This window comes from Methylomonas lenta (assembly GCF_001644015.1).
Taxonomy (GTDB): Bacteria; Pseudomonadota; Gammaproteobacteria; order Methylococcales; family Methylomonadaceae; genus Methylomonas; species Methylomonas lenta.
On the sequence record NZ_LUUI01000077.1, the window covers coordinates 36,524 to 50,241 of the forward strand.

13 protein-coding genes and 1 other RNA gene are annotated in these 13,718 nt (G+C 44.6%); 6 read left to right on the top strand and 8 right to left on the bottom strand.

Annotated features, from left to right (window positions below):
* Positions 1-176: 176 nt before the first annotated feature.
* The 5 genes from pgaD to A1359_RS05295 all read right to left on the bottom strand — a co-directional run bounded on the left by pgaD (position 177) and on the right by A1359_RS05295 (position 8,940).
* On the bottom strand, positions 177-692 hold the full coding sequence (pgaD, locus tag A1359_RS05275; RefSeq protein WP_066979064.1) for a poly-beta-1,6-N-acetyl-D-glucosamine biosynthesis protein PgaD: 516 nt from the start codon (positions 690-692) through the stop codon (positions 177-179).
* Positions 689-2,050, bottom strand: a complete 1,362-nt coding sequence (gene pgaC, locus A1359_RS05280) for a poly-beta-1,6-N-acetyl-D-glucosamine synthase (RefSeq protein ID WP_083960508.1) — start codon at positions 2,048-2,050, stop codon at positions 689-691. The genes pgaD and pgaC overlap by 4 nt, the downstream gene beginning before the upstream one ends.
* A 27-nt stretch (positions 2,051-2,077) precedes the next feature.
* Positions 2,078-6,979, bottom strand: coding sequence for a tetratricopeptide repeat protein (locus A1359_RS05285; protein WP_066979067.1), 4,902 nt, complete (start codon positions 6,977-6,979; stop codon positions 2,078-2,080).
* A gap of 314 nt (positions 6,980-7,293) precedes the next feature.
* Positions 7,294-7,914, bottom strand: coding sequence for a lectin-like protein (locus A1359_RS05290; RefSeq protein WP_066979070.1), 621 nt, complete (start codon positions 7,912-7,914; stop codon positions 7,294-7,296).
* 624 nt (positions 7,915-8,538) lie between these two features.
* The gene (locus A1359_RS05295) at positions 8,539-8,940 is read right to left on the bottom strand and encodes a hypothetical protein (RefSeq protein WP_066979074.1); all 402 of its coding nucleotides are present in this window, start codon (positions 8,938-8,940) and stop codon (positions 8,539-8,541) included.
* Positions 8,941-9,015: 75 nt separating this feature from the next.
* On the opposite strand from A1359_RS05295, the gene A1359_RS05300 reads away from it, so the two are divergent.
* The 6 genes from A1359_RS05300 to arsB all read left to right on the top strand — a co-directional run bounded on the left by A1359_RS05300 (position 9,016) and on the right by arsB (position 12,860).
* A complete protein-coding gene (locus A1359_RS05300; RefSeq protein WP_066979077.1) occupies positions 9,016-9,363 on the top strand; it encodes a phenylpyruvate tautomerase MIF-related protein in 348 nt (115 codons plus the stop codon).
* A 231-nt stretch (positions 9,364-9,594) separates the two neighbouring features.
* Positions 9,595-10,059, top strand: coding sequence for a bacterioferritin (bfr, locus tag A1359_RS05305; RefSeq protein WP_066979080.1), 465 nt, complete (start codon positions 9,595-9,597; stop codon positions 10,057-10,059).
* 231 nt (positions 10,060-10,290) lie between these two features.
* Positions 10,291-10,638: a metalloregulator ArsR/SmtB family transcription factor gene (locus A1359_RS05310; protein WP_066979083.1), complete on the top strand. Its 348-nt coding sequence runs from the start codon at positions 10,291-10,293 to the stop codon at positions 10,636-10,638.
* Between the two features lie 57 nt (positions 10,639-10,695).
* On the top strand, positions 10,696-11,148 hold the full coding sequence (locus A1359_RS05315) for an ArsI/CadI family heavy metal resistance metalloenzyme (protein WP_066979086.1): 453 nt from the start codon (positions 10,696-10,698) through the stop codon (positions 11,146-11,148).
* Positions 11,149-11,203: 55 nt separating this feature from the next.
* On the top strand, positions 11,204-11,683 hold the full coding sequence (locus A1359_RS05320) for an arsenate reductase ArsC (protein ID WP_066979088.1): 480 nt from the start codon (positions 11,204-11,206) through the stop codon (positions 11,681-11,683).
* 10 nt (positions 11,684-11,693) lie between these two features.
* Positions 11,694-12,860, top strand: coding sequence for an ACR3 family arsenite efflux transporter (gene arsB, locus A1359_RS05325; RefSeq protein WP_066979097.1), 1,167 nt, complete (start codon positions 11,694-11,696; stop codon positions 12,858-12,860).
* Between the two features lie 70 nt (positions 12,861-12,930).
* On the opposite strand, the gene ssrS is transcribed toward arsB, so the two are convergent.
* The 3 genes from ssrS to A1359_RS05340 form a co-directional block, all read right to left on the bottom strand.
* A non-coding RNA gene (gene ssrS, locus A1359_RS05330) (6S RNA) lies at positions 12,931-13,109 on the bottom strand.
* Between the two features lie 21 nt (positions 13,110-13,130).
* Entirely contained in the window at positions 13,131-13,424 is a 294-nt protein-coding gene (locus tag A1359_RS05335) for a cell division protein ZapA (RefSeq protein WP_066979098.1), read from the bottom strand.
* Positions 13,421-13,648, bottom strand: coding sequence for a TIGR02449 family protein (locus tag A1359_RS05340; protein WP_066979099.1), 228 nt, complete (start codon positions 13,646-13,648; stop codon positions 13,421-13,423). The genes A1359_RS05335 and A1359_RS05340 overlap by 4 nt, the downstream gene beginning before the upstream one ends.
* Positions 13,649-13,718 lie beyond the last annotated feature (70 nt).

Here is a 13,718-nt window from a genome sequence, read left to right on the forward strand (position 1 = left end):
TTTAGCAGTTGCCTTTAGAAAAACCTGATTAGGATTTGGTTTGGAATAAGGTGCCGACTTGGAATCCCCATGCAAAACATCGTGGCCGCTGTCGATAAAGATGTCGAACGTAGCGAAGATATTTTGATGCTGAGTTATAAGTTGGATAAATCCAAGCAAAATTCCGTGTTGGTGCTTTAGATTGGAGTTTCGGGTTGTTGCTTCAGCTCTGCTGTAACAGAAGATTGTTTTGGCATTTCAGAGGGAAGCTCAATTTCTGTACTGTTGACAATATTTCCATGCTCATCGAAATAGACTGATAAGCACTGGGATTTTTGTTGTTTGGCCAGTAATGAGGGGTCGATAGCAAAAAATATGGATAATTGATGGTTGTTGACAGGCTCAATGGCCGCACGGCGATCGATGTCTTTAAAGCGCATAAAATTATAAAGCGCCCAAATTCCCAAAATAAAACCTATAACCGCCACGCATATTAGAAATAAGCCGAAATCGGTAATCACGGCTTTATAGCCTTCCAGTTCTATCATTTCAAGATAAACCAAATCTAAACCCAGCAGCCAGCCGATTAAAGTGACTAAAGGAGTCCATAAAAAAATCCAGATTATCCAGAACAGAAACGTGAAGAGGGCGGAGAGGTAACGCTCACTTAGGCTCTGCAGCGATGGTGAATTGATGACCAAGGGTTGTTTCATCTCAGACCTCGATCGGGGCTAACCCAGGTTGCTCGTGTGTTACGTTTTTTTATCAGGGCTTTGATCAAGCCGCATACAGTTGTTAGCACGTTGATCAGCCAGTAAATCAATGGATACCAGATCATCCAGTAATAGGTTTTGGTAATGCCTTTTTCGTAGCGGGAATCTATAATCAGGCTGACGGCAAATTGTAGTAAGCAAGTGGCCCCTAAAAGTACGCCACCCCAGCTGGGTATCAGTGTTGGAATGGTCAGTTCATCCGGTAACTCGAAAAACCAGCCTAGTGTCCAGAGGATTAAAATCATGATCATTGTGAAGGACCAGAATACACTGGTCAGATATTCGACATAAATCCCCCACATGCGCCGTGACCGCCATATAGCTAGAGGTTTGCTGTAACGAAACAAAACCTCTGCTCCGCCTTGGGCCCAGCGTAAACGTTGTCGCCATAGTCCTCGCAAAGTTTCCGGCATCAAAATCCAGCAGAGTGCATTGGGTTCGAAACGAATATCCCAATGATCGAGTTGCAATTTCCAGCTGATGTCAATGTCGTCAGTCACTATGTCGGTGCTCCAGTAACCAACGCGATGCAGCGCTGATTTCCGAAAGCCGGCAACGACGCCAGAAACAGTGAAGATGCGGCCATAGACTCGTTGCGCCCGTTTGATCAGGCCGATAATGGCAGAAAATTCGCCAACCTGGATTTTACCTAGCAACGTTGAGCGTGTGCGTATGCGGGGATTACCAGTGACGGCAGCCACGCGCGGCCCGGAGAGTAAATGCTGCATGATCCAGGTGGTGGCGTGTGGTGCTAATAGGGCATCGCCGTCTATGCAGATCAGATATTCGTTATTGGAAAAAAGCGCACCGGTCCTTAAAGCCACCGCTTTGCCTTGGTTCTGCTCCAGGTTGATTACCCGCAATTGCGGATGTTTCGCAGCCAATTCCAGTAATATGTCCAGTGTATTGTCTTGGCTGCCATCATTGACAGCAATAATCTCAAAATCGGGGTATTGTTGTTGCAACAAAAACTCGATGGTATCCGCGATTTCGCGTCCTTCATTGTGGCATGGCACCACAATGGAAACCGGTGGATAGCTCTGCAATATGGGTGGGTGGTCGGGATCAAAATGGCTGTTTTTTTCCCAGTGAAAATAATAGATGAATGCGCCTATCATCCATAGATAAGCCATGAAGAGCGGGTAATAAAAGGCAAACTCTAGTAGCAGACTTATCCATTCGCCGGCAAAATAACTGGCAGTTTGCCAAATCCATTGCCAGATTTGGTAGCTGGCATGCATCACTAACGAGATGACTTGATAGAGTTTGTCCATTAATGAATGCATCAATTCAGGCATGATGGTGGCTGTGAATATATTTGCATATTAGAAGCGTATATCGGCTGTTAAATACATTTGCCACGTTTGGGTTAAGGCATTATCGTAATAACGATAGCTTCGGTTGCCGCCGTAAATCAGTTCTATATCAGAGCCAAGGTGCCAGCGATGTTCATATTGGATATTGCCAATCATATTGGAGCCATAATCTTCCTGCCAGTAATCGCCAGCAGTTAGGGCTACGCGTTGATGGAAGTCTGTTTCGTAATTACGGTAAGTCAGCCAGTCATTGTCCAGTGTCAATGCGACTGTGGCATCTTTTTTGGGGCTGTAATAGAAAACGTTAGTGGATGTATTGGCAGAAAAACTAGCGCCCAAGATGGTTGAGAACTTATAAATTGGACCACTGTACCAGCGTTCGAAATAGTTCCCATCTAAAGCGTAGCGGTTGTTAGAGTGGTTGTATATTTGGTTGGTAAGGTTAGATAGTTGTGTTTGCTGAATAAAATCATTTACTGTTTGGCTTGACCATATTTCATCATATGCTCTACCCGTACTAGCGGAAAGATTGTCTTTTTCGGGCAAGATGGCTGCTACGGTATCGGTCAGGCTTTTATATTTTTGCGAGAGGTAATCATAGCTAGCCGCGCTGTCGCATACTTGTTCTGAGCTTAAATAGGTAGGGCTATAGACAGTCGAATTAAACTCTATTTCTGGAATTGATACAGAGTTACAGGAAGTTGATTGTGCGCTACTGAAATTATAATAGTGGCTGGATAAGTTGAATTGCCTGGATTCATTAACCTTGAATGTAAAACCAATAAGAGCCGATTTTGCAGTAACCCCATACTTTAGTGCGCGTACCGGAATATTATTATCCAGGCTACTTAAGTGGGTAAACAGTTGCCAATGATCATTAAATTGATATTCGAGGTCTAAATCTACGCCTACTTTATTTGCCCCACTGTTGTCATAGTGGATTTCAGCTCCTGCTTTGGTTTTATCTTGAGTGAATTCAACGCCGACACCGTAATGTCTTAGGTAGCCATTCCCAATTTCAGCGTCAGTTTCTTGCCAGTTGCGTTTGGCTATGAGATCGGCAGTATTGTTCAACAAGACGATTTTTTTACAGTCGTCTGGATTAGTATTTAAATTACAATCGGGTAAATCGGAAGGGTTTGGTAGGGCGATACTATTTCCAAGTGTAGATTGCCATGAACTACCTTCCTTAAACGACGAAGTTTTCCAGCCATTATGTGCGAATAATCTAAAGTTTTGAGCTATCGGTTGAGAGTAAGCAATGCTATCTATATTGATTTCATCGTTACCAATTAATGACGCCGCAGCCGAAGGTTCATTTTTACTGATACCGCCATTTGCAAATATTTTTAACTCCGGCTTATTGTGTCGTTTCCAGGCCTGCATTTGTTTTAGTGCGCCGGAATCCTCTGGATAATCACTGTAAAGCTCGTTTGTCAGCGATTGCTCTGCAGGGTAGTCACGTAATTCATGCGAAACTTTGGCCTGATTTAATTTTAAGCCGAAATGTTCCGGCGCCTGTTGGCGGGCGATATCGATTTCATGTTGTGCTTTGCGGGGCCAGCCGCGAAAATAGTAGACTTCAGCTAGTTTGCTGTGAATGTCGGTATTATCGGGATATTGCAAATGCAAGCGCTCCAGGCGCGACTGTGCCTCGTTGAGATCGTCCACATAAGCGTGGAATATCGCAGCGGTCATATCCGCGGTGGCTTTTTTAGGATTGGGAATGCTGATTTCACTACCGTCAGTCTGGGGTAGGCTAATGGTTTCCGGTTGTTCCTTCGACAGTTGCTCTGCGGTGGCAAGGGCTAAATCCGGTTGTTCGGCTTCTAAATAGGCGTAAGCAAGTGATGCTTTGGCGTTATAGTAATCAGGCACTTCCTGTAGAACGCTTAGATAGAGCTCCCGCGCTTGTTCCGGTTGGCGGTTATTCAGGTAGGCATCGGCTGCTGCCATGCGGGCATAGACAGGTAATCTCGTGTTTTGTCGCAGTAACTGTTGGTATAGCGCGATGGTGTCGTCCATACGGCGTCGATCACGAAAGGCGACCAGTAAATCAAACTGAGCTCTTTGCCGCCAAACAAGGGGGTCTTTGAGTTGCAGTGAGTCCACTAAGGCGATATTGCTTTGCAATTCGTTAATTGCCTGATCTATGCTGCGATAATCTCGCGCATCTTGGGATAAAGCCTGTTCTCCTTGACGTATCAACCCGGCGGCGTGGCTCCATTTTAGCTCAGCCCATTCTTCATTGTTAAATAAAGTTCGGTTAGCTTCGGCAATAGTTAAAGCTTGCTCGGTTTGGCCGGCATTTGATAGGGCGAATACCTTGCCACGCAGCGCATTTGGTTGAGTCGGCTGTAGTTCGAGCGCCTGTTGATAGAAGTCGACGGCTTTGAGGTATTGGCCGGCAAGTTCTTCTGCGCTAGCCTGAGTCAGGATCAATTCAATGTCGTTCGGGTAGTCTACTCGAAGTTGTTGCAGGTAAGTGGTAGCCGATAAGGCTTGTTGCTGGTCGAGCATTAATCCGGCCAGTGCGAGTTTGGGTGTTAGTCGATCAGGTGCTTTGTCGGCAGCAAGGCTATACAGATTTTCGGCAAGCGGATAATCTTGGGTGTTGCGCGCTGAGCGGCCCACAGTTTCCAAAATATAAACAGGCGCCGAATTTTTGTCGATAAGAAGTGCTTGCTGCAATACTTCTGTATCTCGCTCCAGCCAGGATAAACCTTGTAGCAGATCGTATCGATAGCGAGGTTGTGAGGGATTTTGTTCGGCTAGCGTTTGTAGTTTTATCAGAATGGGTGCTATGTCTTGTGTTTGCCCAGTTGCCAAATAGGTACGCATCAGGCCTTCAATCGCATCGAGATTGTCCGCTTCGTTGGCAAAAATCTGTAGATATAGCTCGCGAGCAGCAGTCGGCTGGTTGTTTTTGAGTTGACTGTCGGCAACAGCCAGCAGTGCGTAGGTGGGCAGGTTGAGATTCTGATCTAACGCAACTTCATATTCATCGTTAACTTGGTTATAAAGTTGGCGATCATGTAGGGCAACCAATAGGTCGGCTTGGGCTCGGCTTAACCAGATTTTCTTGTCGCGGATTGCAAGTCTGGAAATTGACTTTATGTTAGCGTTAATTGCAGCAATGGCCTGATCGGTGTAATGAAAATTGTCTGGGTTGCTATTTAAAGAGGTTTTGCCGCGGCGAACGAGTTCGGCAGCGTGATGCCAATTTAAGTCGACCCATAGATCGTCAGGCACTAATGAGCGGTGCTGTTTGGCCACTTGTAGGGCTTCTGCTTGCAGGCCTGCAGATGCCAGGGTGCGAATCAAGCCGCGCGCTGCTTCCGTATGTTGCGGTTGATTGTTTAGGAGTTTTTGATAAAGCTGGCTGGCTTGTTTGGGATGTCCAGCCATTTCATGCGCTGCTGCCTGTGCAAACAAGATGTCCGAGTTCTGTTGACCGGTACTTGCTAGCTCATCGAAATGTCGAGTCGCTAGCTTGGTATTGTGCTGGTCCAGCATAAGTAGACCTAGTCCCAATTGGGGTGTTAGGCGATCCGGTGCTTTGCTGGCAGCCATAGTGTAGAGTTTTTCCGCTTGTGGGTAATCGTGCAATTCACGTGCGGCTTTGGCAATGGTTTCCAAAATATAGGCAGGGGCGGCGTCCAGCTCGATTTTTTTAGCTTCTGTGAGCACTTCAGCGTTATGACCGCTCCATTGTAAATATTGTAAATAGTCATATCTATAATTCGCGACATCCGGATGACTGTTTGCAAATTCGCTTAGCTGGGTCAGGCTGTTGTCCAGTTGACTTTTATCGCCCATATCCAGGCTGATTTTAGCCAAAGCTTTTTGGGCGGTGTAATTCTTCGGTTGTTCTTGGATTATTTCTTGATAGAGTGCCTGCGCATTTTTTGTCTGATTTTGATCTGCAAAGGCGTTTGCCGTTGCCATTTTTGCGTAGGCGGGCAGTGACAGGTTTTGTTGCTGTAAGCGTCGAAAGCGGGTTATGACATCGCTCATTTGCTTGCGATCATGCAAAGCAACCAATAAATCCGCTTCTGCACGTGTTTGCCAGTATGCTAAATCCTTCAGGTTGAGTGTTGCTAATGCTGCAAGGTTGGCTTTAATCGCTTGAATAGCTAGGTCAGTCTTGGCGAAGTTGGTTGGATCTATGCTTGTATCTCTTTCGCCTTGCCTAATAAGATCAGTAGCGTAATCCCAGTTTAAGTGAGTCCATTCTTCGTCGTTTAATGCTTGTCGATGTGTGTTGGCTGTAGCAATTGCAGTAGTAAAGTCCTTGCTGGCTGATTGCGTCCTGATTAAACCTTGCGCGGCATTTTTATTATCCGGTTCATAGGTTAAGGCTTGTTGGTAAAGTTGTTCTGCGGCTTGTGTTTGCCCGTCTTGCTCTAAAGCAGATGCCAGGGCCAAAGTTAACTCAAAATTATCCGGAAAGTTTTGGGCGAGCTTGTTGAAATGCGCTATGGCGGCTTTGGTTTGCTTTTGATCCAGTAGAATCAAGCCAATGCCGAGATTTGGGGTCAGCCGATTTGGTGTTTTTTTAGCCGCTTGGCTATACAGTTCGGTGGCTTTATCTAGTTGGCCTTTGTTGCGAGCGGACTTGGCAATGGTTTCAAGTACGTATGCTGGCGCTCGTTTAAGGTTTAGGCCTTCGGCCTCCCTTAGTACGTCATCATCACGTTCTGCCCATAAAAGTAGTTGCAAGTAGTCATACAGATATTGTTTGCGTCTTGGGTGATCAGTTACGAGAAGCCGTAATTGCTCTAAAGCAAGTTCGGTTTGACCCGAGCGCGCTTGTTCCAATGCCTGTTGATAAGTCGCTTCATTTGTCTGTTTGGCATGTAAGCTGTATGCGGGGAGCCATAGCGCGATTGCAATGATTTTACGATTCATCAATTATTTGTAGTGGGGGTGTCGAGCTTTTGGCGTTTATGGGGTGGAGAGTATAGTGATGGTTTGGAAAAAAACTAGTAAATAGTCGATTTTGGCGAGAAATATGCTGAAAGCATTCTATCAGTCAGGCACGTTTCTCTGGCTTGATTGCTTGCTTGGGAGGGGGGTAGAGTTAGAAGCTCTGGTTTTTAGAGTGCCTTGGCAAAAGTCCTTTTGTTGTATGAATTATGAGTCGAGGCTGCGGGGCTAAATAAAGTCATTGATTAACCCGCATATCCAGGAAGATAGCGGGCTAAGAGAGTGATTGAAAGACGTTAAGCGTTGTTTTTTTGACGTTTTAACATCAGTAGTATGCCTGAAGCAAACAGCCAGATGCTGTGGGGTATGGGTACTATTGGTGAAGTAGCTGTTGGAGTGTACTCAACTACAAATCCCCGGGTAGTATATTTGAGTTGATTATTATCCATAAAAGATGAATCCACATTGGTATCGTTCCAATGTCCGGTGTAGTTGTTCCCTGGCCACCAATACATCAAATAGTCTTCGTTATTAGGTGTTAATGGTGAGTTGTCTTGCCAGTTGTTGGGTTCGCCAGTCACCCAGTTTGTATAACTGAATGCTTCGCCTGTAACCCATTGCCAGTTGGTTTCATTGCCGCTGGTATCAATTCCACCCAGAAAACTACCTTGGGCGCCGAGTGTATTCCACAAAAAATCGTCCTCATTCTGGCTGGTTACGGTTGCCAGGTAACCTGAGCCGCCAAGAAACGTCAAACTTTCGGCGAAGTTTTTAGCGTCCACCCAGTCAAGACGCCAATCATCAGTAAAAGTGTGTAGCTCGTAATAATGACCGTTGTCTGCATTGAATACAGGCGAAGCCAATGAGGATAGGCTGGTTGCGGTTAATAAAATGGCGGTAAAAGCCTTTAAAATCATGGCAAAACTCCTTTAGTATTTAAAATCAGCGCGTGTAATTGATAATCCGATGTTAATAAAGCATGATCCGTGCCATGTTTATATTGTTGATCATGTGTGTCTGCATAAGTTTAGCATGTTGAGCCAATTAAACAGATGAAGTCGGATTATTAATTCTGGTAAAGCTATTGATGTGTATTGGCGTAATTCTTTCTTAGGATGACCTATTGATATGCAACCTGTCAAAACTGGCAGGCTCATTGCCATGCCTGGCACTCATTTTAATATTCTCTGGGAGAGTTTTTTAGTTCTTCAAGTTTAGGGTGATCATGGTGCATGATTATCCGGGTAGTAGGCTATGGGGGTAAAAGCTTTGATAATCATCGTCGAAAGTTAGAATTACGGTTTTAGCAGGCAAAGTGTTGATCTAGACGAATTTTAGTAATTGCAAAACGATCATTCAGTTTTCCGTTGGCTGGATTTTCTACAATATAGTGATTATTCAGCACCAGAAAATTTTGAGCCGTTGTTTCAGAATAAGCTCGCCCTGAAATAACGAATAACAAACAGCTCAAAATAGTGACTAGTAGTGAGGGTTTTAGTCTGTATATCAATGCTTTAACCAGTAATTGGTTCGAGGCTAAATTATTGTACCTTAATCAAATACCCATCCGTGCTTTCGCAACCGGGTTTGCTGTGGGCTGTGACGCTGATGCGGGCATGTCCGTGTTGGAAGGGTTTGTTGAGTTTGCCTTTTACTTCCAGGCGGCCACTTTTTTGAGGAGTGATTTCTAGCTCTTTAGCACTAAAATGTTCTTTGAATGCACCAGCGCTGATATTCACTTCTATCGAGTTGGCAGTGGTATTGGGCGAGGCTACAAAGGAAAACTCACGAAAGCTTTGTAGGTATGTATTGGCATTCGGGTTAAATTCGGAATATTTGGGCTTGTCGCAATTACTTGAGCTTGAACTGCTGCCATAGGCTAAAACGGAATCCATAGGTAAGCTCAGCATAACTGCGACAATTGTGAAAAATCGTGGGTTCATGACTTTCTCCGCGGTGTGTTTTTATTAAATACCCGCTAAGATTACCAACAATTTGTATAAAGGAGAGAAATACCGATGCCTTATTTAAAACTAAGCACCAATGTACAGATTGGCGATGAGCAAGCCCCCCATTTAATAGCAGCTTTTTCTAAGTTATTAGCCAAGGAAACCGCTAAGCCCGAACGGTATGTTATGGTCGACATGCATGCAGAAAAGGCTATGTTGTTTGGAGGCTCTGCTGAGCCGCTAGCCTATGTCGAATGTAAAAGCATTGGCTTATCGGCTACCCAAGCCAAGGCTTTATCAGCCTCGATTTCAAAATTGCTAAATACTGAATTATCGCTGGCAGCCGACAGAATTTATATCGAATTCAGCAGTTGTCCGGCCGAATTCTGGGGCTGGAATGGCGGCACCTTTGGTTAATCGCTGACGACTTATACAAAGCCATGTAGAGTCTGGCAAAAGGCTGCATAAGTTGCGGTTTATGGTTTGATAGTTAGCCTTATTGGGTCTGCTATGATTTATTGTCTTTAAATGTAATTCTGTGTTTCACGACTGAGCTGGTTTAGTGGGTTGGGAGTGTGTTACTTTGACTCAATGCCGCTATCTGTCGACATAACTTAGCCCAACTACGACCGAATTTAGGAGATTTTTATGCAAGGTGATAAAAAAGTCATTGAATATCTAAACAAAGCCCTGGAAAACGAGCTTACTGCCATCAATCAATATTTTTTGCATGCGCGTATGTACAAAAATTGGGGTTATGCAAAACTCAACGAAAAGGAATATCACGAGTCCATCGATGAAATGAAGCATGCCGACAAGTTGATCGAGCGAATTCTGTTTCTGGACGGGCTGCCTAATCTGCAAAGTTTAGGCAAGTTAATGATAGGCGAAAATCCAAAAGAAATGTTGGAATGCGATTTAAAGCTGGAAAAGCTAGCCATACCACTCTTAAGAGAAGCTATCGCTTATTGTGAAACGGTTAGCGATTATATTTCCCGTGAGTTGTTTGAGCATATTCTGGAAAGCGAGGAAGAGCATGTCGACTGGTTGGAAACGCAATTGGGGTTGGTCGAGCAAATTGGTATTCAAAATTATTTGCAATCGCAGATGTAAAACAAAAATGCATGGCCGGGCTGTGATGACATTGTCCGGCATCCATTTTCATGCCCATAAAGTATTTTAGCCGGCGTTAAGTCGGCAGGCTGCCGGGAAATAATGCGAAAAGTCCGGTAAGACTTTGCTAGCGCTACGCTAATAGCTGAATACATTGAGTGCGTTAGAAAAAGTTGCTATTTGAATCAGCCTAAATTTATCATTCTTCAACCATCAAAAATATAGCCATTTATGTCACCTGCACAGTTTTTTAAATGTTTATCCGATGACACGCGTTTACGGTGCGTTACCTTGTTACAGAAGGAGGGAAAGCTATGCGTGTGCGAATTAACAGCAGCACTGGCTTTATCACAACCTAAAATATCTCGTCATTTGGCATCCTTAAGGCAATGCGGGTTATTACTAGACAGCCGCGATGGGCAATGGGTTTATTATCAGATTAACCCTAAGCTAGCAGACTGGACGGCTCCATTGTTAAAACATGCCTTGGCTGCGGCTGAGCTCACCGAGGTATTTAAAGCTGATTGGGAGCGTTTGCAGCAAATGAATAACCGTCCAGATACACTTATGTGTTGTTAATTTTTTTGTTGTTATATATGCTTATACGTATATATCGTTAACTTTAAAGGAATCCTGATGAAAAGAATGCATATTCACCTTGCAGTAGAAAATCTCGATCAAAATATTGCGTTTTACAGCACAATTTTCGGTTGTCCGCCAACGGTACAGCATGAGGATTATGCCAAGTGGATGTTGGATGATCCGCGGGTTAATTTTGCCATTTCTAATCGTAGCAAGCAGCTGGGGCTAGATCACCTCGGTATTCAGGCTGAAAATGAACAGGAATTACAATCACTCAAACAACAACTGGATGCGACCCAGACACCGATTGAAGCTCAGGAAGGCGCAGCATGCTGTTATGCGCGTTCGGATAAATACTGGATTACTGACCCACAAGGCATTGCCTGGGAGTCTTTTCATTCGCTGACCGAAATCCCAACTTTTAACGATCAAAAAGCAGCCTCTGATGGTGAAAACCCTTTTGCTTGTCGGCCCTCTGAAGATAAACAATCGTCATGTTGTGGCTAACGTTGCGCGAAAAAACTGATCTGTTAATCATAAGCTCGATAGTAAAGGAAGGAACATGCAAAACGTTTTTGTAATTTGTACTGGCAACTCTTGTCGCAGTGTTATGGGCGAAGCTTTATTCAATCACTTAGGCCAGGGGCGTATTCAAGCCTTTTCGGCTGGCAGCCATCCAATAGGCAGAATAAATGCTGGCGCATTGGCTACATTGAAACGCCATGGTTTGCCCACTGAAGGCTATAAAAGCCAGTCATGGAATGAGTTTGAAAGTCAGTTGATGGATATTGTGATCACGGTTTGTGACAATGCGGCCGGTGAAACCTGTCCTGTTTATCTTAACCATGCTGTTCGGGCGCATTGGGGCGTATCGGATCCGGGTCATATTGAAGGTACGGAAGAGGAAAAAATTGCCGCCTTTGAAACAACATTTGGTATTTTGAAGCTGCGGGTACAGAAAATGCTGGCGTTACCACTGGAAACCATGACTGCTGATCAGCTCAAGACTGAGCTTAATGCAATTGGTCGATTAACAGCCTAAGGGGTATCTGATGACTGAAAAACAACATGCTATGGGTTTTTTTGAGCGGTATTTAACGCTATGGGTGGGCTTGTGTATCGGCGCAGGTATTCTGCTGGGGGTTTATGCGCCGGAATTTGCCAAGGCGCTGGATGGTATGAGTGTCAATGTCAACGGTGCACCGGTAGTCTCGATTCCTATTGCCATCTGCTTGTTTTTCATGATGTATCCCATCATGGTGAAAATCGATTTTGCTGAAGTGGTGAAAGCTGGAAAAAGCATAAAACCAGTGACGTTGACACTGATTGTTAACTGGACGATTAAGCCCTTTACTATGTATGCCATTGCTTATCTATTTCTGGGGATGTTGTTTCAACAACTCATAGGCGCGGATGCGGTTGATTTAGTAAAAATGCCTTTTGGTTTGGATTTAACGGTCGGCAGTCAGTATGGTTCTGGTATGGTGGTGTTACACGAAGGGGTAAAAATGCTGGCAGTACCATTATGGCGTAGCTATTTGGCCGGTTGTATTTTGCTTGGTGTGGCGCCCTGTACGGCCATGGTGTTGGTTTGGGGGTATCTGGCTAAAGGTAATGCTGGTCATACCTTAGTAATGGTTGCCATTAATTCATTGGTGATGTTAGTGTTGTATGGCGTTATTGGCGGTTTTCTTTTAGGTGTGGGGCAATTGCCGGTGCCTTGGGAGGCTCTGCTGCTGTCTATAAGTGTATATGTTGCATTGCCGTTATTCGCCGGCTACTTTTCCCGCAAATGGATAGTTGCCCATAAAGGTTTGGGTTGGTTTGAGCGGAAATTTTTGCACATTCTAACTCCGATCACGATTGTTGCCTTATTGTTGACGTTGGTATTGCTTTTCTCATTTAAAGGCGAAGTCATCATTCAAAATCCATTAACTATTTTATGGATTGTTATTCCTTTAGCCTTACAAACCATTTTGATCTTTTTTATCACTTATATAGCGGCAAAATATTGGGGCTTTTCTTATGAAAATGCCGCGCCTTCGGCGTTGATCGGTGCCTCCAATCATTTTGAGGTCGCTATTGCTACAGCGGTGATGCTGTTTGGATTGTCATCCGGCGCTGCCTTGGCAACCGTGGTGGGCGTGCTGATTGAGGTGCCCTTGATGCTGGTATTAGTCGGGTTTTGCAAGCGAACTCAAAATTGGTTTCTTGGGTAAGCTTAATTAATGTTTAGGCGCCATCTGTGATTGACGGACGGAGGGGATTTATAGCAAGTGGGGGTGGGAGCGATCTCCCGCCTGCGCCGTCTGATGCTTTCGTCCTTGAACCGGAGGTTCAAGTGGAAACCAAATCCAGTCAATCAGGCTTCCTGAATAAACAGGCATGCACACCATGAATGGTCAAAGTTTCCGGGGTAAAAACAGGTTCAGGAAACACCCAGCACTGCTCGAACGCTGCAGGAGATACCCGTAACATTCTAAACAGTTTTATGGGTTTTCTAAAACATTTTCTATTTTTTGGCGTAATTCCACCAGGTGGTTGCAAAATTCCGTATCAGCAACGTTGCTTTTGCTAGGGCTGGCAACATGGGCTAGATTTAAGGCGGCTAACACGGCAATCCGTTCGGAGCCAACTACTTTACCGGTGTCGCGAATTTTTCGCATTTGAGCGTCTAGTTCCTGAGCGGTGTTAATTAGTCCTTCCAGTTCGTCTTGAGGACAGGCAATTTTGTATTCTTTGCCCAGGATATTTAGCGACACTGGTTTAATGGGTTTGCTCATGAATCATGTTCCATTGCTTTCAGGCGGTTAATCATTGCCTCGACACGCGCCTTAGCCAGCGTGGTTTTTTCCAGTAATTTGGCTTTTTCTTTAACGAGTGCATCTTGCTTAACTTTGAGCGATTTATTTTCGCTTTTCGTTAGCTGATATTGGGCGATGAGTGCATCCAGTTTCGCTTCCAGTGCAGCCAATTCAGTAGAGGGGTCTTTTTCTAATTCAGACATAGCAGAGTGTTGGCCGATAAGACATTAAAATCATCCAAAATGGTGAACAATGTTAGCATAAGCGCCAATT

Bases quoted from the DNA above. Each gene is read 5' to 3' on its own strand.
- arsB (WP_066979097.1), top strand. From the start codon at position 11,694: ATGACTGAAAAACAACATGCTATGGGTTTTTTTGAGCGGTATTTAACG.
- A1359_RS05285 (WP_066979067.1), bottom strand. From the start codon at position 6,979: ATGAATCGTAAAATCATTGCAATCGCGCTATGGCTCCCCGCATACAGC.
- A1359_RS05290 (WP_066979070.1), bottom strand. From the start codon at position 7,914: ATGATTTTAAAGGCTTTTACCGCCATTTTATTAACCGCAACCAGCCTA.
- A1359_RS05300 (WP_066979077.1), top strand. From the start codon at position 9,016: ATGCCTTATTTAAAACTAAGCACCAATGTACAGATTGGCGATGAGCAA.
- A1359_RS05315 (WP_066979086.1), top strand. From the start codon at position 10,696: ATGAAAAGAATGCATATTCACCTTGCAGTAGAAAATCTCGATCAAAAT.
- pgaD (WP_066979064.1), bottom strand. From the start codon at position 692: ATGAAACAACCCTTGGTCATCAATTCACCATCGCTGCAGAGCCTAAGT.
- A1359_RS05340 (WP_066979099.1), bottom strand. From the start codon at position 13,648: ATGTCTGAATTAGAAAAAGACCCCTCTACTGAATTGGCTGCACTGGAA.
- A1359_RS05295 (WP_066979074.1), bottom strand. From the start codon at position 8,940: ATGAACCCACGATTTTTCACAATTGTCGCAGTTATGCTGAGCTTACCT.
- bfr (WP_066979080.1), top strand. From the start codon at position 9,595: ATGCAAGGTGATAAAAAAGTCATTGAATATCTAAACAAAGCCCTGGAA.
- A1359_RS05335 (WP_066979098.1), bottom strand. From the start codon at position 13,424: ATGAGCAAACCCATTAAACCAGTGTCGCTAAATATCCTGGGCAAAGAA.
- A1359_RS05320 (WP_066979088.1), top strand. From the start codon at position 11,204: ATGCAAAACGTTTTTGTAATTTGTACTGGCAACTCTTGTCGCAGTGTT.
- A1359_RS05310 (WP_066979083.1), top strand. From the start codon at position 10,291: ATGTCACCTGCACAGTTTTTTAAATGTTTATCCGATGACACGCGTTTA.
- pgaC (WP_083960508.1), bottom strand. From the start codon at position 2,050: ATGCCTGAATTGATGCATTCATTAATGGACAAACTCTATCAAGTCATC.